This is a genomic window from Scytonema sp. PRP1 (assembly GCF_036697665.2).
Lineage (GTDB): Bacteria > Cyanobacteriota > Cyanobacteriia > Cyanobacteriales > Nostocaceae > Kalymmatonema > Kalymmatonema gypsitolerans.
Genome location: NZ_JBAHYJ020000011.1, coordinates 1 through 20,440, shown reverse-complemented (window position 1 = coordinate 20,440; position 20,440 = coordinate 1). Strand labels below are relative to the sequence as shown.

18 protein-coding genes and 2 pseudogenes are annotated in these 20,440 nt (G+C 43.6%); 7 read left to right on the top strand and 13 right to left on the bottom strand.

The genetic code is table 11. From position 1 onward, the window contains the following. Together V5G28_RS01235 and V5G28_RS01230 are read right to left on the bottom strand one after the other, a co-directional pair. The coding region (locus V5G28_RS01235) for a tetratricopeptide repeat protein (RefSeq protein WP_332996838.1) at nucleotides 1–2,826 on the bottom strand (2,826 nt) is incomplete at its 3' end. 30 nt (nucleotides 2,827–2,856) lie between these two features. Then, entirely contained in the window at nucleotides 2,857–3,444 is a 588-nt protein-coding gene (locus V5G28_RS01230; RefSeq protein ID WP_332996836.1) for a hypothetical protein, read from the bottom strand. Nucleotides 3,445–3,742: 298 nt separating this feature from the next. Between V5G28_RS01230 and V5G28_RS01225 the strand changes: the two genes are divergently transcribed. Together V5G28_RS01225 and V5G28_RS01220 are read left to right on the top strand one after the other, a co-directional pair. Next, nucleotides 3,743–4,621 carry a hypothetical protein gene (locus V5G28_RS01225; protein WP_332996835.1) on the top strand — a complete coding sequence of 293 codons (879 nt, stop codon included), beginning with the start codon at nucleotides 3,743–3,745 and terminating at the stop codon, nucleotides 4,619–4,621. Nucleotides 4,622–4,843: 222 nt separating this feature from the next. Continuing rightward, nucleotides 4,844–5,434 (top strand): annotated as a pseudogene (locus tag V5G28_RS01220) (Uma2 family endonuclease). 101 nt (nucleotides 5,435–5,535) lie between these two features. Here V5G28_RS01220 and V5G28_RS01215 read toward each other — a convergent pair. The 5 genes from V5G28_RS01215 to V5G28_RS01195 all read right to left on the bottom strand — a co-directional run bounded on the left by V5G28_RS01215 (nucleotide 5,536) and on the right by V5G28_RS01195 (nucleotide 8,839). Next, entirely contained in the window at nucleotides 5,536–6,186 is a 651-nt protein-coding gene (locus V5G28_RS01215) for a hypothetical protein (protein WP_096564483.1), read from the bottom strand. A gap of 194 nt (nucleotides 6,187–6,380) precedes the next feature. Then, nucleotides 6,381–6,830: a hypothetical protein gene (locus tag V5G28_RS01210; RefSeq protein ID WP_332996832.1), complete on the bottom strand. Its 450-nt coding sequence runs from the start codon at nucleotides 6,828–6,830 to the stop codon at nucleotides 6,381–6,383. Nucleotides 6,831–6,931: 101 nt separating this feature from the next. Beyond that, entirely contained in the window at nucleotides 6,932–7,537 is a 606-nt protein-coding gene (locus V5G28_RS01205; protein WP_332996830.1) for a GNAT family N-acetyltransferase, read from the bottom strand. A gap of 293 nt (nucleotides 7,538–7,830) precedes the next feature. Beyond that, complete coding sequence (locus V5G28_RS01200) at nucleotides 7,831–8,451, bottom strand: DUF4168 domain-containing protein (RefSeq protein ID WP_332996828.1); 621 nt, start codon at nucleotides 8,449–8,451, stop codon at nucleotides 7,831–7,833. A 262-nt stretch (nucleotides 8,452–8,713) separates the two neighbouring features. Further along, complete coding sequence (locus V5G28_RS01195; RefSeq protein ID WP_332996827.1) at nucleotides 8,714–8,839, bottom strand: hypothetical protein; 126 nt, start codon at nucleotides 8,837–8,839, stop codon at nucleotides 8,714–8,716. On the opposite strand from V5G28_RS01195, the gene V5G28_RS01190 reads away from it, so the two are divergent. Beyond that, nucleotides 8,838–8,960: a hypothetical protein gene (locus V5G28_RS01190; RefSeq protein WP_332996825.1), complete on the top strand. Its 123-nt coding sequence runs from the start codon at nucleotides 8,838–8,840 to the stop codon at nucleotides 8,958–8,960. The two genes, V5G28_RS01195 and V5G28_RS01190, sit on opposite strands and share 2 nt — an antisense overlap. Nucleotides 8,961–9,457: 497 nt before the next feature. Further along, a pseudogene (locus V5G28_RS01185) lies at nucleotides 9,458–10,955 on the top strand (UDP-N-acetylmuramoyl-L-alanyl-D-glutamate--2,6-diaminopimelate ligase). 135 nt (nucleotides 10,956–11,090) lie between these two features. Here the strand turns inward: V5G28_RS01185 and V5G28_RS01180 are convergent. Both V5G28_RS01180 and V5G28_RS01175 read right to left on the bottom strand, forming a co-directional pair. After that, entirely contained in the window at nucleotides 11,091–12,302 is a 1,212-nt protein-coding gene (locus tag V5G28_RS01180) for an FG-GAP repeat domain-containing protein (RefSeq protein ID WP_332996823.1), read from the bottom strand. 835 nt (nucleotides 12,303–13,137) lie between these two features. Further along, a complete protein-coding gene (locus V5G28_RS01175; RefSeq protein WP_332996821.1) occupies nucleotides 13,138–14,364 on the bottom strand; it encodes an FG-GAP repeat domain-containing protein in 1,227 nt (408 codons plus the stop codon). Between the two features lie 763 nt (nucleotides 14,365–15,127). Between V5G28_RS01175 and V5G28_RS01170 the strand changes: the two genes are divergently transcribed. After that, a complete protein-coding gene (locus V5G28_RS01170; protein ID WP_096564489.1) occupies nucleotides 15,128–15,370 on the top strand; it encodes a hypothetical protein in 243 nt (80 codons plus the stop codon). 330 nt (nucleotides 15,371–15,700) lie between these two features. Here the strand turns inward: V5G28_RS01170 and V5G28_RS01165 are convergent, their stop codons facing one another. From V5G28_RS01165 to V5G28_RS01150, 4 genes are all read right to left on the bottom strand, one after another. Beyond that, nucleotides 15,701–15,847, bottom strand: coding sequence for a hypothetical protein (locus V5G28_RS01165; RefSeq protein WP_332996819.1), 147 nt, complete (start codon nucleotides 15,845–15,847; stop codon nucleotides 15,701–15,703). Next, nucleotides 15,844–17,085, bottom strand: coding sequence for an ATP phosphoribosyltransferase regulatory subunit (locus V5G28_RS01160; protein ID WP_332996817.1), 1,242 nt, complete (start codon nucleotides 17,083–17,085; stop codon nucleotides 15,844–15,846). Before V5G28_RS01160 ends, V5G28_RS01165 begins: the two co-directional genes overlap by 4 nt. Then, a complete protein-coding gene (locus V5G28_RS01155) occupies nucleotides 17,085–18,041 on the bottom strand; it encodes a J domain-containing protein (RefSeq protein WP_332996815.1) in 957 nt (318 codons plus the stop codon). The genes V5G28_RS01160 and V5G28_RS01155 overlap by 1 nt, the downstream gene beginning before the upstream one ends. 226 nt (nucleotides 18,042–18,267) lie before the next feature. Then, on the bottom strand, nucleotides 18,268–19,083 hold the full coding sequence (locus tag V5G28_RS01150) for an inositol monophosphatase family protein (protein ID WP_332996813.1): 816 nt from the start codon (nucleotides 19,081–19,083) through the stop codon (nucleotides 18,268–18,270). Between the two features lie 378 nt (nucleotides 19,084–19,461). Between V5G28_RS01150 and V5G28_RS01145 the strand changes: the two genes are divergently transcribed. Further along, nucleotides 19,462–19,839 carry a hypothetical protein gene (locus tag V5G28_RS01145; RefSeq protein ID WP_336229430.1) on the top strand — a complete coding sequence of 126 codons (378 nt, stop codon included), beginning with the start codon at nucleotides 19,462–19,464 and terminating at the stop codon, nucleotides 19,837–19,839. Between the two features lie 10 nt (nucleotides 19,840–19,849). Then, on the top strand, nucleotides 19,850–20,440 hold a 591-nt coding region (locus V5G28_RS01140), incomplete at its 3' end, for a caspase family protein (RefSeq protein ID WP_332996809.1).

Below are 20,440 nucleotides of genomic sequence, written 5' to 3'. Positions count from 1 at the left end.
TTTACTTGTGGGAAAGAGTTGAGTGATATTTTTAACTTCTTCCTCTGCACCTGGGATATGTTGTGGTTCGCGAGGTACGGGATTACCAAACGCCAAGACAGCTTGTTGTCGGTTTACCAGCTTCTGCGTTGTTGGCGGTTCTAAAGAACGAGTAGAAATGCGGGTGAGATAGTTAACAGGATATTTCTTGATTAAAAATTCCTTTTTTTGTTTGTCGTAAAGAGTTTCAAAAGGAAGGGAGCGTAGTTCGCCACTAGCGATAATACTTAACTCTTTGGGGGACAAAGCCTGAATTTCTTTCTCCACAGGGCGAATCAGGATATCGTAGAGTGGGCTGCTACCAGTTTCGATGTAGTCACTATTACCATCATCTTGTACCTGTTTGAGATAGTTAGTGAGAAGTTTACCAAATTCAGTACGATCAATCTTTGTTTTAACGACATTCAAACGGTCTTTGGTTAAAACAAAGATAGCAATAGAATTATTCAGTAAGACTGGTTGAACAACAACCGTTCCTGTTGGGATAGAAGATTTTAACTTTTCAATATCTGGGGGCGTGGTTTCAAACAGTTCTGCAACTTCAGGATAACGCTGGGAAATGTCTTCAGCATCCTTGTAAACTTGTGCTTCTAATTGCCGAACTTGTCGAGATAAATCCTCAGAAAATTTATCTTGTAGTTGCTGTCGCAAGGCTTCGAGTTGTTGATTTTGGCTATTCCACTTGGAAAGAGTTAGCTGTGCTTGTAGGTTGGTAACTTTGGCGTTAATCAAGCGAGTGTAATCAGCTAACTCAGCGGTGGTGAATAAGTTAATCCATTCAAAAGCTTTATCATATTGTTTCTGCTCGATGAGGACATCGACTAGATAAGCACTCCTCCAATCGTTGACCTCAAGAAACTTTTGACGATTTTGGCGCTGTAAACCTTGGCGCATTTCCAAGATAATTTTGAGAGATTGCTCTAAATATGAAATGGCATCAGTCGGTCGATTTGTATTACGGTAAAATCTCCCAATATTAGCTAAAGTTACAGCTTCGCCAGAGCGATCGCCGACGGAGCGTCTAAGGGGCAGAGATTGGTTGTAGAACTTGAGTGCTTCCTGCTTTTGTCCTAAAGCGGAGTAGACTAGACCGATGTTATTGAGGGTTGTCGCTTCGATTGAACGATCGCCCACAGCGCGAGAAAGGGGCAGAGATTGGTTGTAGAACTTGAGTGCTTCCTGCTTTTGTCCTAAAGCGGAGTAGACTCCACCGATGTTATTGAGGGTAACAGCAACGCCCGTGCGATCGCCGACTGCGCGAGAAAGGGGCAAAGATTGGTTGTAGTACTTGAGTGCTTCTTGCTTTTGTCCTAAAGCGGAGTAGACTCCACCGATGTTACTCAGGATTTTCGCTTCGCTTGAGCGATCGCCCACTGCGCGAGAAAGGGGCAGAGATTGGTTGTAGAACTTGAGTGCTTCTTGCTTTTGTCCTAAAGCGTCGTAGACTCCACCGATGTTATTGAGGGTTGCAGCTTCGCCTGTGCGATCGCCGACTGCGCGATAAAGGAGCAGAGATTGGTTGTAGAACTTGAGTGCTTCCTGCTTTTGTCCTAAATCGTCGTAGACTCGACCGATGTTATTGAGGGTTGTCGCTTCCCCAGAGCGATCGCCGACGGAGCGAGAAAGGGACAGAGATTGGTTGTAGAATTTGAGTGCTTCTTGCTTTTGTCCTAAAGCGGAGTAGACGAGACCGATGTTATTGAGGGTAGTCGCTTCGCCCGTGCGATTGCCGACGGAGCGTCTAAGGGGCAGAGATTGGTTGTAGAACTTGAGTGCTTCCTGCTTTTGTCCTAAATCGGAGTAGACTCCACCGATGTTATTGAGGGTAACAGCAACGCCCGTGCGATCGCCGACTGCGCGATAAAGGAGCAGAGATTGGTTGTAGAATTTGAGTGCTTCTTGCTTTTGTCCTAAATCGGAGTAGACTGCAGCGATGTTATTGAGGGTTGCAGCTTCGCCTGTGCGATCGCCGACTGCGCGATAAAGGAGCAGAGATTGGTTGTAGAACTTGAGTGCTTCCTGCTTTTGTCCTAAAGCGGAGTACACTCCACCGATGTTATTGAGGGTTGTGGCTTCGCCTGAGCGATCGCCGACGGAGCGTCTAAGGGGCAGAGATTGGTTGTAGAACTTGAGTGCTTCCTGCTTTTGTCCTAAATCGTCGTAGACTTTACCGATGTTATTGAGGGTTGTGGCTTCGCCTGAGCGATCGCCGACGGAGCGTCTAAGGGGCAGAGATTGGTTGAAGTACTTGAGTGCTTCCTGCTTTTGTCCTAAAGCGTCGTAGACTGCACCGATGTTATTCAGGGTTCTTGCTTCGCCAGTGCGATCGCCGACGGAGCGTCTAAGGGGCAGAGATTGGTTGAAGTACTTGAGTGCTTCCTGCTTTTGTCCTAAAGCGTCGTAGACTGCACCGATGTTATTGAGGGTTGTGGCTTCGCCTGAGCGATCGCCGACGGAGCGAGAAAGGGGCAGAGATTGGTTGTAGAACTTGAGTGCTTGCTGACGCTCACCAATTTTGTCATAGTTAAAACCAAGCTCATTCAATGCTAGTGCTTCCAGTTTTTTATCTTTGAGTTCTCGTGCAAGAGTGAGAACTTGCTGCAATGTTTGTATTGCCTGTTGGTGTTGCTGTTGCTGTGTCTGTTGTCTCCCTTGCTTTAATAATCGTTCTGCTTGTTGAGCTTGAGAGTTTTGAGTCTGTCCCCAACTGGGTTGAACTATGAGCAACGCGGAAATAGGAGTTATGCACACACCCAAAGCCAGTAGACGACTGATAATTTTTTTCATACAAAAAACTCATATCAATTCGTTTTCGTATCAATAAGGTGTGGCTCGAATAGACATTGTTTTTTGTTGCAGATTAAACTGCATTTCATCGACGACATACTGTCTATCTTTCGCTACTGACTGAACACCAATCAACCGCTCTGGCGAAACGACAGGTGGTACTAAGTTTACCACTGCTAAACCCTGAGTAGCATTTTTGATTGTAAAAGTTCCAAGTGGAAGATTGCTCCAAGTGACTTGCTGACCTTGAGGGCGATCTCGTTCACCGCGAATAATCTGCTGTCCATTGCTTCTGTAAGCTGTCGCACCATTTCTGAAAACGACTTTTTCAACTTGTTTTAAGGGAACCGGGAGAGTTTTATCACGACGCTGCATCGATAGTGTTTGCCCTGATGGATCAATTGCTGTCACCCGTCCACTAAGTGATTTACCCCCCTTAAGCGAGACATCTGCGAGTTCTGGTAACGCCACAGAAATTGCAACTGGCTGCACTTGTGCTTGTGTCAATAATAAATTTTTCTGTTCTAGATTCTGACCAGTGACAGCTTGGGGGTTTGCTACTAATCCTGTTGCCGTAGCTACAACCACCACAAATAATACCTTGAAATAAAGTTTCATAGTTTTAAAAGTGTTTTCTATAGCATTTCACTTTCTTTGTTAAACTTCACAACTATCTAGCAAAATTCCGTAAAAGAAGGCAAACCAATTGATGAATTAGTAGATAGTAAGTAAGTGGGCTTAATTAAACATCGCTATAATTTGACCTCTCCCCTAACCCCTCCCCTATAAGGGGAGGGGAATCTAGCTCCCCCTTCCCTCGTAGGGAAGGGGGCTGGGGGGTTAGGTTTTTTGTTGTGTTTCTTTATGTTTCTCTACTTAGTAAAATTGTAAATTTGTTTACCCTCGGAGTGCTTCTGTGACTCAGGCTCCCCAACCAAATCAGGAACCGAATATTTTAGGTAAATTTGCCAGTGTCGTCGGCTTACTAGGTATTGCGCTGTTTTTTGCAGGCTGGATTTACCGCTGGTCATATTTCTACTTCTTTCAACTAGAAGTGACTAACCTTGACTTTCCAGCACAGTCTTTTCTTTTCGTTCCCCTACAGATATTTTTGGGAGATGGTTGGGCAATATTGAGAACTGTGTTTGCTTTTCTCCTAGCGGTAATTGCCATTCAACTCACTTTATGGCTCATTTGGATAATAACTGAAGCATTTGTTAACACATTCAACCAATTTCGATCAGCTCGAACGAGTCGCCCAACCCAACGTAGGCGTTCATGGATAGGTAAACAATTAGACTCTGTGGCTGTATTTACTTCTGTACAACTGCGTTCGGTTGAGTTTTTGCGCTCATTGGTGAATGAAATAGTTATAGTATCCTGGGTATTAATTTTCATATTTTGGTTAGCTCGGTGGCAAGGCATTGCAGATGCTCGCCGAGACGCTGGTCAAAATTCCACTTTGCCTGTGGTAGCCTTAATTACACCAGAAGAGAAGTTTGCATTGGGACGCAAACTTGATGACGTGTTTGCAGATCCATCCCTGGAAAAGTACCGAATTATCGGAGATAGAGGTTTATTCGATGACCTGCGCGGAAAGGAAGATACTGATATCAGTAATCCCAAACAACCTAGAGTTTGGCGCATACTTCTAGAACGTGGCGGCTGGATTTATTTGTTTCAAGCATTACCGCCAAATGCAAAAGCGAATGAGCGTCCATTGGTATTGGCGATTCAACAAGGTGAGAAGGGACATACAGTGATTCGTAGCCCAGAAGTTTCTAAAACTAAATAACTAACTACAGCATTTCATTAATTTGTAATGTTTTTAAACGCAGAGGAACGCCAAGTAAGCGCAAAGGGACGCAGAGTTTTCGTTTAAGTTTTCGCTATGAACTTACGCAATCATGTACTAAGCGAGCTTGAGGAAAGGCATTGCACTTGCCAAAGCGTATTCTAAAATTCAAAATCTAAGGTACTGGACTACGATTAGCAATAAATATAATAATTTTCTTATATGACTCTTAGCCAATCTCACCCCTATCTTTCCCCAGAAGACTATCTAGAAGCGGAAAAATCTAGCTTTATCAAACACGAATATATCCAAGGGCAAATCTATGCTAAGTCGGGCGCAAGCGATGCCCATGTGGCAATGACAACAAATCTGATTGCCCTCCTCAGAAATCATATTCGCGGAAGTGGTTGTCGTTTGTACGCTACAGATATGAAAGCCCGCATCGAATCTCTGAATATTTTCTATTACCCTGATATCATGATTACTTGTGACCAAAGGGATACAAAGTTTGAATATTTCAAACGCTATCCTTGCTTAATTGTTGAAGTTCTATCTCCTTCTACTGAAGCTTTTGACCGAGGCGATAAATTTAGTGACTATCAAGAATTAGAAACTTTACAGGAATATGTTTTAGTCAGTCAAAGCCGCCAGCGAGTTGATTGTTTTCGTCGCAATTCTGAGGAAAGATGAGTTCTTTACAGCTATAGAGGAAATCAAGAATTACAGTTAGCCAGCGTGAATTTTTCTTGTTCCCTAGCTGATATTTATGAAGAGGTATCCTTGGGTGAAGCTTTTAACCCCACTTCTGGTTAATGGAACCGGATGATTCGCTTTGCTAGTGTTGTTTGGGCGATCGCCAGAATTTAGAAATTACAACTGCTGAAAAATGTACATTTTTGATTACTATAGCTTTGTCAGCGCCTATTACGACTGTAACGTTTACGCAATTCAAAACTAGATGCAATCAATCCTATGGCAAGCAACGTTGTAGTTACAGTTGGTTCTGGAACTTTTTGTACTGGAGGCACATAGATTATACCATTCACTGTTGCTCTAGCTCTAGTAGGAATAGTTGGATCTAGACTAAGTGTATCAACTTCGGAAAAGTTGAGTGTACCACTAGCACCTGTAAATATACCCTCCCCGCCAGTGATAGTGAAGATACCAGTTGCAGTTGCCGTGAGGCTTGCGAAATCAATTATACCTGTAGCGCTATCAGTGCCAAACAATTTGTTAGTGCCGCTGCCAAACACGACTTCGCTAGATGGTATGTTTTGTAAACCGAATACAGTTGGATCTGTGTTAAAGCGAAAAAAACCAGTAATAGGGTCAACGACTGAGTAGGTCAAGCCATTAATTGTGGTTAAACCGTAAGGAGCATCGGTACTTGTCCCTGAAAGAGTTGACGCTGTTATGCTTGGTGTAACAGATCTAGAGAAGGCTAACACATCATAAGTAGCACTGAATTCATCAATCATCTGTGCTGTTGCACTTTTTATATTTAACCCAAAACCTAGCAAAGTAAAGGCTACTGGAACAAGCCATGTAGTAAATAAGCGAACCATCTTTGCTCTAATTATTTAGTAGGAAGCACTGAGTATTAGGATACAATAATACTAGTTGCTTTTAACTAAAAATAGTTAGGTGGTAGAAAAGAGTGACAGGAAGGCAATCTGCCGGAGGCGACAGCGCTGAGTAAAAAGCACACGCTCCGCTATAGGCGTTGCTGCGTCTTTCGGGCGATCGCTATCGCATCCTACTACTTTCCAAGTTCTTCAGGGCGATTGTTACTCTGCCCCTTTTCGATGAAGTTGTTAAAATCCTCTTCATTCAAGCTAATTCTCCACAAGCCTTCGAGAGGCGGCTTAGACGGTTGAGTTTCGCCTACGAAACTGTTGTCATAAATCAATCCAATACTGAATACCCTATTTACAGGAATTTGTCCCAGTCTTCCAAAACCTTGAATATTGCTTGGATCGTTTAGAACTCGATGCTGCAACTGTATAGTAGTTTGGTATCCACCATCAAAGTAGATTGTCGCTCGATTCTGCTTGAAGCGTACCTGAACGTTGTAAACTCCACCAGTAGCAGCATAGTAAGCTTTTGCAGCTAGCTTTGTGTCATCAATATTCTTTCCCTGATACTCAACTGCCATAACAGGTGTGGTCAGTAAAAGCAGGGTAGGTAAGACTAGCCCTAAGACTTTCATGGCTTTGACCGCGCGTTAACGATTTATCAAGCTATATCCCCTAGGATAACGCCCAATCTAAAGTTTCGCTGCTCCTTAAGGGCGAATCGCTTCATCGTTGCTCAATCGACAGCAAGCTTGAGGAAGGGTACCCCACTTGCCAAGGCGCATTCTAATTCCAAGGTATGGCGTAATGCGTTGATGTTGATAGGAGGCTTGGGATTGGGGACTCGCATTTGCAAAGATAGCTCAAACCATGCTACATCGTGCCACGCACCACACTTGTATCCTACACCTCGATATACCCCGATTGGCTGAAACCCCATCACTTCATGGAGCCTTTCACTACCTTTGTTTGGGAGCGTAACACCTGCATAGGCGCTGTAATAACCTTGAAGCACCAAAATTTTAAACAGCGAGGTGTATAAAGCTCGCCCAATACCTGAACAACGCACTGCTTGATGGATGTAAACGGATACATCAACAGCCCATTGATAGGCAGTTCGGTCTCGATGAGGTGCTGCATAAACAAATCCTAGAACTTCTCCATTACGCTCGCACACCAGCCAGGGCAACTTCTGCAGAACCTTTGCAATGCGCTGTTGCATTTCATCTAGGGTTGGTGATTGAACCTCAAAAGACACGGGTGAATCCCCGCAAAAGGGGGCGTAAATTCGCAGAACTTGCTCAGCATCCTGTTCAGTGGCAAGCCTGATGATGGATGACATAAAAAGCACACTTTCTAAAGCTGAAAATTTGAGTCACTAACCGCTATTTTTTCCAAGGTAGCTTTGTGCCCATTTCAGTTAATGCAGAGAAGATGAGGTAGAGGATGACAACACTAGCGCTGATAAGAAAAAGAACAACCTCGTTATTCATAATTGACGCAAGAGAGGTAATAAGCAGTACTGACTAAGATGATATTACTAAAGTTTTAGGAGCAATGGTAGCAGGGCGATCGCTTACGGCAATCGCACCTGCTACGTCTAAAATGTTGCTCATGCTGGCGTGAGCTTCAAGACTAGCTTTGAATAATCTCCCGCACTTTTTGCTGAAGCGCCGGATCTTGTCTGACTGCTGCTTCAATTTTATTGAAGCTTTCTGGATTTAGCCCTTCTTTTTGGAGGACTTGCTGCATCTTTGTGTTAGCTTCTTGCTGAATTGACCTAAGACTTGTGAAAGCCTTATCAAATTGCTGCTTTTCTTGTGAGGTCACTGCTTTTGTTGGCTGAGCTGAAGGACTTCGCTGTGCCTTATATATTTCCAAAAAGCGTGGTTGACTCAGACCAGACTGACCAATGAGCTGCACTATCTGCTGATTTGCCCCTTGTTCAATCACTAGCAACTGTTTTAGAGAGCGTGCAAATTTTTGAAGTTCATCTGGATTAACTTTGGTCTGGGATGTTGCTGGAACTTGAGGTTGAGAGGATGGAGATGCAGGTGGAGATGCAGATGGAGATGCAGGTTTTGGTACTTGTGCATGAGCCGACAGGCTGCTAGCAAGCAAAAAAACGAAAACATAGCTACCTGTGAGAATTTGCTTGAACACGTTGAGTTCCTCCTTAGGGATGACCTGCCCGGCGTTAGAGAATTTGTTGAATTTCTTTAATCGGGCGTCGGTTTGCATCGATTTGTCAGGCATATCCTCAGGCAGCACTTACACAGCAAACGATAGTTGCTATTTATCGCTAACTACTCCAGGTATGCGCTATCGCGGTACAGCTTAATACATATTAACTAAACGATAGTTCTATCTGTGATTCTTTCTTTTGTTGTAAAGATTTCTCTATATTCCTGAGCCTTTATAAAGTGCTATTGTCTCTAAGTTTGGTTCATTGCAGGTGCTCGCCTTAAAGGGGCGCTACGCTCGCTCTTCATCGCAGTTGTTCTAGCAGACAGTATACCTACAACAGGGCGATTGCCTTCGGCAGGGCAACTTGAGCAATTGCCTCCGGCACTGCGCGGAGCGCAATCGCATGACTGCGGGCACTCCGTGCCATCGCCCTGCGCTGATAAATGAGTGGCAACATGAAATATCAACAACCTTCATTCCCACCAAACCAGAAGCTATTGATTATCTATCGCTGCTATGTAGATAGAAAAGAACGCGCTCACGCTGAAACACAAGCTGATTGCTATCGGGCTTACTAGTCTCTAAAGAAATGGTTTCCTGATTTTTCTTTACGCCCGGAACTACGAGCTGGAGTAGCAGTGGCGTCCAAACAGCAATACAGACTAAAGTCAAAATACTTGTCAGTGTTTTGCTCCGAGCACTTTTTTTATTTGATTTTGGCAGTGCTGATTGACTACAAACTGTCTCTGGGGACCAGAAATGGTCATTAAAGTTGTAGTAACTCACTTACGAACTCTCTCTTAGATAAGAAGACACCAAATGGTACCAAACCTTACTACCATCTTTATTAAGATTAGATGAAGATGACAACAAGATTAGGTAAAGTAAACAGTCATTTGTATGGAAGCACAGAGCGCAAGTGTGAGGCTTGTGCATGACTATCCAGCTATTAATGTAGTTCTTGCTATAGGTGTTACAGTTTACAAATAGGTTTTCTGTAATCTGAAAGTATTTGTAGAAATAGAAAACATAGTGCAGAATAGGCGCAATTAAAACGTGTGACGAGGTTCACAAGATGAAACTGCGGGAGTTACTAGCGACTGTAGACAATGTTGTGCAGTTACCACAACATCCAGCAGTGGATGCAGAAATAAAGAGTTTAAAGACGAATTCTCATGCTTGCGTTCCAGGAGATTTGTTTATTGGGATGCCTGTGCGGAACACGAGTTGATAGTGGGGACTTTTGGCAAAGTGCGATCGCCTCTGGTGCTGTAGCTGCAATTATTTCTTCTCAAGCAGCACAGAAACATCCACCGACACCATCTGCTTGTGTGATAACTGCATGATAACATGACAAAAGCCAGTGCCCAATTAGCAGCAAGTTTCTACGACTATCCTGGGCAAAAACTCAAACTCGTAGGTGTGACAGGCACAAATGGTAAAACCACAACCACCCACCTTGTTGAGTACTTTCTCAATTAAGCAAATCTGCCGACAGCTTTAATGGGTACTCTTTATATTCGTTGGCATGGTTTTGTCCAAACTGCCGCTCACACAACACCGTTTGGAGTGGAACTGCAACAGCATCTAGCGACTGCTCTTGATGCTGGGAATGAGTACGGGGTGATCGAAGTGAGTTCCCACGCTTTGGCGCAGGGGCGAGTCATGGGTTGTCAGTTTGAAGTTGGGGTATTTAGCAATCTTACCCAAGACCATTTAGACTTCCACCGTGATATGGAAGATTACTTTGCAGCCAAAGCACTGCTGTTTAGTCCTCAATATTTCAAAGGACGGGCAATCATTAACGCTGACGATGCATACGGCAAGCGGTTAATTGCATCCTTAAACGCAGAAAAAGTCTGGAGTTATAGTGTTAATGATTCTACAGCTTCTTTGTGGATGAGTAACCTGAATTACCAGCCGAATGGTGTCAGTGGTACGCTACATACACCAAAAGGTGAAGTTCCTTTTCGTTCACCGCTGGTTGGTCAATACAACTTAGAAAATTTACTGGCAGCAGTAGGAGCAGTTTTACAATTGGGGTTAGATTTACAGTTAGTCGCATCTGTAATACCTGAGTTTCCCGGAGTTCCCGGACGGATGGAAAGAGTGCAAATTATTCAGGAGCAAGACATCAGCGTGATTGTAGATTATGCTCATACGCCAGATAGTTTGGAGAATTTGCTCAAAGCATCACGTCCGTTTATTCCTGGGAAAATGATTTGCGTATTTGGGTGTGAAGGTGATCGCGATCGCACTAAACGCCCGAAAATGGGTAGAATCGCTGCTGAATTAGCGGATGTCGCTGTGGTGACATCAACAATCCACATACAGAAGACCCACAAAGGATTTTACAGGATATTCTAGCGGGAATTCCAGAAACAGTGAAGCCGATAGTGATCGGCGATCGCGCTACTGCCATTCGTACTGCCATATTGCAAGCGCAACCTGGAGACGGTGTTTTGCTTGCAGGCAAAGGTCACGAAGACTACCAAATTCTCGGAACAGAAAAAATCCATTTTGACGACCGAGAACACGCACGAGAAGCTTTAGAAGAAAGGATGAAAAGATAAAAAGCTGACATGAACTCGTGCAACAAGGCGCTGAGTTTCAGTAGCAGGCGCAACGAATAAAAAAGAAACACGCACGCAGATGATAACTGTATCATCTGCGTTCTTGTTGTTTCTTATCTCCATCACCACAAATTTCTAATAAGCATTCCACTCCACGGGAACTGTTTGCACAGAAGAAGATCCAGACACAGTGGTACCATTCATCTGCCAAATAAGATTCTCACCAGTGTCGTATCTGCGCCAGAAGATATCAGTCTTGCCATCACCATTGTAATCGCCAAAGCTGGGTTGCCAAGATGAATCAGTTGGGGGCAGAAAAGCCGCAGTATCAATTGATGTGCCATCCATCAACCAGGCAGTGTTTTCACCAGTTTGAGTGTTGTGCCAGAAGATATCTGTTTTGCCATCGCCGTTGAAATCGCCAATGTTAGATTTCCAAGAAGAGTCACGTTTTTCTAGAGAACCCGAATTGATGAAAATACCATTCATCTGCCAAACAGTATTCTCATCTGTTAGAGTATTGTGCCAGAGAAGGTCAGTCCTACCATCGCCGTTGAAATCACCAACGCTATAATTCCAAGACGGATCAAGTTCCCTTAGAGAATACTCTGATGAGTCAGTACCATCAATAAACCAAATGGCGTTCTCTCCGGTTGTCTGATTTCGCCAAAAGATGTCGCTCTTGCCATTACCATCGAAATCAACAATACTGTAAGACCAAGATGAGTCAGTTGTGGACAGAAAAGCCGCACTGATAACTTTTGTGCTATCCATTAGCCAAGTGGCATTCTCACCGGTTGTCTGATTGCGCCAGAAAATATCGCTCCTGCCATCGCCATTAAAATCAGCAATGCTAAAAGTCCAGGATGGATCTATTTTCTCTAAAGCAACCGCAGAGGAAATTTTTGTGCCATTCATGAGCCAAATGGCGTTCTCACCTGTTGTCTTATTGCGCCAAAAGAGGTCAGTTTTGCCATCGCGGTTGAAATCGGCATAAGCAAAATCCCAAGATGAGTCTACATTCGGCAAAAATTCTGTTGTCGCTTTTGAGCCATCCATCAGCCAAACGGCAGTTTCACCTGTTTGAGAGTTACGCCAGAATTTGTCTGTTTTGCCATCACCGTTAAAATCGGCAACAATTCCCGCATTACTAAACAAGGAATTGGGATTGGGATTTTTTGCAGTCTCTACTGTTTCTCCCATCGATCCATCTAGTAGTGATTGGGAAGAACGTTCAAGACTCAAAGCAGAATTGAAATCATCCGTGTCTCTAAAACTATCGGAGATTGGGACAGATTGAAATGCACTAGTACCTCTAGAAGAGTCCACGGGTTGAGATGCAAACATGATGTTTGTTTATGACTAGTGTTCATATTTTTTTTAACTGTTTTTTTGCACTGTTTCTGTTAAGACATAACATCTGCTATTTTTTCTTCTTTTTAAAAAAGTGCATTGAACTATTATCAATATGTTGTTAAAATGACATATTTTCTGAAACGTAAATTTACACTACACCACTTTTCTGTAGGGTGGGCATTGCCAATTAATATCTCAAATGTCCATCACATAAACTTTTATAGGCAATGCCCACCTGAAGATTTGTGACCTCATACTAAGTTGCAGTCAAAACCTCACCCCTAACCCCTCTCCTTGCAAGGAGAGGGGAAATAAAGCGCAGCTTTATTGTGGTGAGGTGATATGTATGAACGCAACTCGGTATCATCATTTAAAAAGCACTATGAAAAGGAGTCAGAAGTCAGAATTCAGGAGTAAGAAAATTTCTATTTTAGAAATAGCTCTTATATAGCCGTTTTTCATTGGGTGCAAGATATCAAATAATTAACGAACCGTAGATGCAAGCCGATAAATCTATAGGACCTCTATTTGATTTTTGAACGACACGCTTAATAGGGCAGTGCGAACGCAAAACCCGGATGTAGTCGGCAAAATATGGTAAGCACTGCCCACCCTACAATACTTAAGATTTTTCATAAATCCTGCGCGGATTGCTATATACTTCATCAGGATGAGAAAAGCTATAAAAAATCGCCGAGATAATTCCCGGCGAATCACAATTAACGTAACCGTCTATTAATGAAGTGAAATCCAAAGTAATTCGTAATTGATAACTGGTAATTATCAAGTCAACAACGAATTAAGAATTACGAATTCTTCAAAAATTTTAGAAAGTGTACCACTCCTTAGCTAATGTCGGTAGAGCAGTTTCAGTGGGGGTAGAGCCATTCATCTGCCAAAGCTTATTCTCACCTGTTTCGTAATTGCGGAAGAAGATGTCGGTCTTGCCATCGCCGTCAACATCGCTAATGCTTGGTGTCCAGGCTGAGCTTTGCGTCGGTAGAGCAGTGTCACTGGTAACGTTTGCACCATCCATGATCCAAACCTTGCTCTCACCTGTTTGCTGGTTGTACCATAGAAGGTCTGTTGTGCCATTGCCGTCGAAATCGCCAACACTAGATGTCCAGCCAGCACCGAGTGTAGGCAAGGCAGTCTGAGAAGCAACATTTGAGCCATTCATGATCCAGACGGCATTCTCACCCGTTGTCTTATTACGCCAGAGAATGTCGGTTTGATAATCGACGTTGAAATCTCCGAAACTAGCCTCCCATTCTGTGCCAAGGGTTGGCAACGCAGTTGTAGAAGCGTTGGTACCCTCTATCAACGAAACAGCGTTTTCACCTGTTGTTTGATTACGCCAGAAAATGTCAGTTTTACCATCACGGTTGAAATCAACAACATTAGCTGTCCAATTTGCGTCAACCGTTTGCAAAGAAAACGGAGCGATAATCTGTGTGCCATCCATCACCCATGCCGCATTCTCACCCGTTGTCTGATTACGCCAGAAAATGTCAGTTTTGCGGTCAGCATTGAAATCAGCAATACTGAAAGTCCAGTCTGGACTGAGTGTTGTTAGAGATGCTTCAGAGGTCACTGTGGTGCCGTCCATCAACCAAATCTGGTTCTCACCCGTTTGAGTATTACGCCAGATGATGTCAGTTTTGTTATCACCGTTGAAATCGGCAATTTTAAAGTCCCAATCTGCACTCATTGTCTTCAAAGCCGCCTCAGAGGCAACATTTGTGCCATCCATCAGCCAGATAGCAGTTTCACCAGTTTGAGAGTTACGCCATAACTTATCGTTCTTGCCATCCCCGTTGAAATCGGTATATATCGCTGCACTAGTAAATATCGGATTAGGATTCTTCAGACTAGGGGTTATTGCAGCCTCAGAAAAGTCATCTCCACCTAATGATGATTGTGAGGAGCCGTTTAAACTCAAAGTATTTAAATCACCATTGTTCTCAAAAGTATTTGCGTTTTCAATATTTAACGCACTAGAATCTCTAGCTCCGAAGGCTGAAGAATTTGACGTGTTTGGAGATTCCAACATGGTGTTTCTTTATTACTAGTGTTCATCAATGTTTTAACGCCTTTTCGTTTTTATTTTTGTCAACATATAACATATTCAATGTTTCAATTATTTTTACTTAATACTTTGTCAAAATGGTCATCATTATAAGTATTGTTATCAAAAAAATGTTACTCAATAACATTTACAATGTTTGATTTTTATGCCATTAATTGATTTAAGTATTAATGAAAAATATTTTTTTTGTATTTGCTTTTTTGAAGTTTGCTTAATTAATTTTAAATATTTAATAAAATAATTATAAGAAGAGCAAGTTAATAATAATTTAGAAAAACTGTAAAAGAATAGACAGAAGAATGAGTTTCAAAGAAAAAGATATGTTGTGAGGGTTTTGCGTATCTCCTGCACAGACGCTGCACGTTGGCGTAGCCTGCGCTTTGCGCTTACGCGGAGGCGCTGCGGCACGCTTTGCGCTCAGCGTCTGTGCAGGTTTCAGGGACTCAGCGAGGGTCACCCCTTTGGGGAAGTCAAAAGTCAAAAGTCAGGTTATTTCAATCCCTGATAGTGATGCATACAAACCAGCCCCCGCCACTATGGATAGACAAAATACCACATTCACCTACGGGGGATGTGTTCGACACTCAGTCCGCAAATCAAAACTGCCATAGCTCCCTGGAATTGATATTATTTACTGCTGTTTCAGTAAAAGTGTATATCTCGTCAGAAAAACACATATATAGCGGTGAAGTTGTATTACGAACAGTTGTTCTAAGGAAGAAAAAAAATGAAATCGCAATATCTCGTAGCTTCATTAATCGTAGGAATACTCACTGTATCAGCTAACTATGCAGACACGCATAATCTATTGCTGTTACAAGAAAATGCACCTCGAACAGTCAAAACTCTTAAACAGGATAGGCTGCAAGCTCGAATACCGACTAACCGAGGAGTTCCAACTCGCCGGGAAAGCGGTGGTGCTCGCACTTTAAAGCAGGCTGAATCCAATACAATTCAGCAACAATTGTAGCGGGAAAATAGAAAACAAGGGTTGCATCACAACTTCAGCATTGAATGTGTATAAAAAGAGTAATATTTTCGTACTATAGATTTAGCATTTTTTGAACCCTCTGCGGTCTAAAGACGCGCAGATTCACGCCACATCCTCGTTTGACTTTTTGCCCGATTCGACTATCTGGTCAGCGATTAGTGGCTCGTTGAAGACCCGCTAGTCGGGAGAATCAGACTGCCTGCTTATGCCCTTCGGGCACGCTGCGCGAACGGACGCGCTTACTTGCTCGCGGGTTGAATGACGTTGCCATGCCTCCAACAAGACTGGTTCCATTAAATAAGAGTTGATTTATAAAGTAAAAATAAAATTCTTGTAGGGGAGCCAGTGCGTTGCGGTGAACAGCACTAGTCTCACCTCCTGCATGGCTAGCGCTCCTTCTGGCTCCCGTCGGCTGACGCTCTGGGAAGCCTGACTCAGGAATTGCTGCTGTATCATTTGACTAATGATTCAATCATTGTTGTGCCATCGGCTTTAATCCAAGCAATTTGGGCAACATGGCGATCGCCTGCGTATTGCCGAATTTCATCCGCATCCCGTCCCCCCAAATCCATTTCCACTCGCACCAGATGGATCGAGTCTCGGAGTTTTGTGGCATAAGCAAAGGCGGCGGCGTAGGCATCTGGCGTTTCTGGTACAATTAACCAATTGCTCGCTGGGGTAGTTTGTGGTAACTGCCGAGCAGACAAGAGAATTTGTTGTAAATCTTCCAAGAATAATGCAAAGCCAATTCCTGGTATATTTTCTCCTTTAGGATGATAAAGTCCTAGAAGCTGGTCATAGCGACCACCCCGCCCAACAACCCGCGCCTGTCCATCAGTATCGCTGATTACCTCAAATACAATACCTGTGTAGTAATCAAAGGTTTGTAATAGGCTAAGGTCGAGGATAATTTCTATGCCTCTTGATTGGTTATCTGTTGTATTGATTACTGTATTTTTCAGTAATTCTACTAAAGATTTGAGGTTATCTACGACGGCTTGTAACGGCTGATCCAAACCCAGCTTAGTAACTTTTTGCAACACATCATCTGGGTTTCCGCGTAAATCAAGCATGATGATGGCGCGTTCTCGTAGTTCATCGCTCAAGGGGAGAGTATCTATAGTTACCCGGTCAAGGTGAGCGATCGCACTGCGGATTTTTCCTTGTAAATGAGCGGGAAAAGGTTTGAGGAGCGATCGCGTGATTTGAGCTTCACCTAAAATCAAATGCCACTGGTTCAAACCCAATGCTTGCAAGCACTCTGCCACCAAAAGCAGAATTTCTGCATCGGCTAAATTACCGCCACTGCCTAACAACTCCACGCCAGCTTGATAAAATTCCTGCTGGCGGTTGTGTTTCAACTCGCTTGTCCCTTGGAAAACATTCGCGTTGTAGTACAGCCGTTGTGGATAAGTCACACCTGCCATACGTGTGACAGCCGTGCGAGCGATCGACGCTGTCAATTCTGGACGCAGCCCCAAATCTTCATCGTCAGCGTTTTGCAGTTGAATCACCGCCGAACGTTGAATTGCTCCTCCCGCCATCAGCGTATCCATACGCTCAAGCGTTGAGGTAATAATTTTGTGATATCCCCAACGATGAAACACCTGCTGTAACCTGTCTTCGATCCAGTGTTTTTGAGCCACATCTAAGGGTAATAAATCCCTAGCTCCCACTGGTGATTGATACACCATTATTTTTTCTTCCCACCAAACAAACCACCAAACAAACCGCCACCTCCAGATTTCTCTGGTTGCTGACTCCCAGTGTTAGGCGATGCAGTATGCTTCGCACCACTAGGTTTATGCCCTGTTATCTGTTCAACTCTGCGTTTGCCTTCCAATGCTACTTGGTTTTTAGGGTCTAATTGCAAGGCACGGTCAAAGTGAACTTTTGCAGTTGTGGTTAAATTTTGCTTCAAATAGACCACCCCGATCAAGCTATGGCAGCGACTATTATTTGGCTCTAGCTTCAAGGCATCTTGTAATTCTACCCTAGCTTGTGTCAATTGATTTTTTGCCATCAACTCTTGAGCGCGACGGATGTAATGAAGGACAACTGAATCTTCTTGCTGTGTTGGTGGTGGTGGGACTATAGGAGTTTTATTGACGGCGGGCGCAGTCGTTGGAATTTTTGGTTGAGTTAGTGGCTGTGATGCTGCTTGTGATAATTTGCCAGCACTGCGCATGACATATACCAAATTCAACTCGCTGACTTGGCTAATAGTCTGTTGTACTGTTTGTAATAAGTCATATTGAGTTTCAGCGATTTTGGCAATTGCACTCTTATAGATATGCTCGAAATTAGGCGCGTTGACGAGCTGTTTCGCCGCATCGCTAGAAACTTCCACCGAAGCAGGTTCTTGAACTAAGCGCTTGCCCATTTGCGACAAAACTAAAATATATTCTGTTCTATTTTTCTCATGAGACAGAATCTTATATGCTGGATTCACTAGCTTAGACAACAATTCACCAGCCAATTGTTTTTCAGCATCGCTTGCAGCCTTACAGCTATCAGGATGCAGGCGACGGGCGATATTGAGATAGCGTTTGCGAATCTCTTTGACATCCGCATCAACTGGGACACACAGAACCGCGTGATGATCTACAAAGTCATATTTAAACAATCCACGATTGAACTTGAAAGACATATAACGGTGTTGCACCACGATCGCTTAAATTTCTCTAGTTTACTTTGCTTGTGAGAAATGGCTATAAATTTAACACTGCTAACGACTCCACGCAGACAGAATAACCGTAGGGTGGGCACTGCTTACAACGTAAAAATAAGGTTCTGAGCGAACTCTAGGCAGTGCCCACCTTACAAAAATTGCAATAACGCAACTGGTGCAAGATGTGAGTATAAATATAACACCGTTAATTACCCCATGCAGACAGTGGTGGAACTTGTTTGAGTTCTTGACTGAGGCTGTCGTGAATATAACCATTAGTGGCAAGAATTCTGCCAGAGGAAATATCTAAGGGGCTGCCATCATATGCAGTCACCTGTCCCCCAGCTTCTCGTAATATAATGACACCAGCGGCAATATCCCAAGGAGAAAGACCTCTTTCCCAATAGCCATCAAGACGCCCGCAGGCGACATGAGCCAAATCTAGGGAAGCTGAACCACTGCGCCGTACTCCTTGAGTGAGATGAGTCAAGTGACAAAATTCCGCATAGTTGTTATCAGATGTTTCACGACGGTCATAAGCAAACCCCGAAACTAGGAGGCTTTTACCTAGTTCAGATGTGTCTGAAACCTTTATAGGGCGACGGTTGCGCGTAGCTCCTAAACCTTGTGCAGCACGGAATAGCTCATCATGGAAAGGGTCATAAATAACACCGACTTGCGGCACACCCTGAATCAACAGCCCAATAGAAACAGCAAAAAAGGGGTATTGGTGAGCGAAGTTCGTTGTCCCATCTAGGGGATCAATTGCCCAGAGGTACTCATTATCTTGATTTCCCAGTTTCCCTGACTCTTCAGCAAGTATAGAGTGGTCAGGAAAGTGACGACGCAAAACATCTAAAATCACCACTTCCGCAGCTTTATCAGCAGCCGTTACCAAATCACCGGGGCGTCCTTTTTCAATAACTGCGTCTTGTACCTTACCCAAATAATCTTGCAACACCGCACCAGCAGCAAGGGCTGCTTCTGTAGCAATATCCAAAAAGATTTGCAGATTAGTCATCGCTAGTTAATAATTCGTAATATCAGCCTATTACGAATTACGAATTAAGGGTAGACGTAAGCTTACCCCTATCCGCCTCCGGCACCTTTCCCCTTATAAAGGGGAAAGGAACAAGCCACAAGTTTTTTATTTTTTCTCGTTCCTACACTGTGCGTTATTTTTTCTCGTTCCTACGCTGTGCGTGGGAACGCAGTTAAGTAGGCTCTGCCTACTCGTTCCCAAAGGCAGAGCCTCTGGAAATGCATTCCCAGTCTGAGGCTGGGAACGAGGAAAAACGCGAAAGTTCCTGAATTTCCGGGATACTCTACTTCTTGATTGATATTTATATACAGTAGAATTTTCGCAAGTGTATATATTATTCATACTAAAACTAGTATTATGGCAGATACGTCAAACGTTAAACTAACCATTACATTTACCGATCCCGATTTGGATGACCAAGACAAGGATGAGGAAGTCCAGAAACTTTTAGCACAGATGAAAGATTTGCATGAAGTAGAAGCGGTTGACCGAGTTGTTAACGCCAACGCGCCAGAGAGAACCAAGTCAGTGACAGGCTGGGTAGTGGCTCAGCTGATTGCTTTTGTGAAACCGGAAAATGTGAAGCAACTGTGGGGGTTTCTGAGCGATCGCTTAGCCAACAAAGTCATTGAATTAGAAGCAGAGGCAAACGGCAAGAAAGTTAAAATAAAAGCTAGCAGTCAGCAAGAGTTAGAAGCAGCAGTCAAGGCAATACAGGAACTTACCAACGCTTAAGCAGGAAAACATGGCTAAAGTTGCATTGTTGATAGGAGTAAGTGAGTACGAACCTGGCTTAAACTCCCTGCCTAGTGCTGTTATGGATGTCGATGCTATGCAGCGAGTTTTGCAGCACTCAGATATGGGCGAGTTTGCACCAGGCGATATCACAGTGCTGAAAAATCCCCACCGGCAGACAATGGAAGAAGCGATTGAAGCGCTATTCTTCAATAGGCAAAAGGATGACCTGGTGCTACTGTATTTTTCTGGTCATGGTATTAAAGATGATAGCGGCAGGCTTTACCTAGCAACTCACCAAACCCGCAAAAACGCTAAGGGAGAATTGGTCAGAACGACCGCTGTTGCTGCTAGCTTGATACACGATGTCATGGAAAATAGCCGTTCGCGGCGACAGGTTATTATTCTTGACTGTTGCTTTAGCGGTGCATTTGCTGAAGGTATGAGGGCGAAAGATGATGGCAGTTTGGATATCAAGAACCAACTGGTAGAGACTAAAAAACCACAGTCCGTAGAAGGACGGGCAGTTCTCACTTCTTCGACTGCCACTCAGTATTCTTTTGAACAACAGGGTTCAGATTTATCAGTTTATACCCGCTAT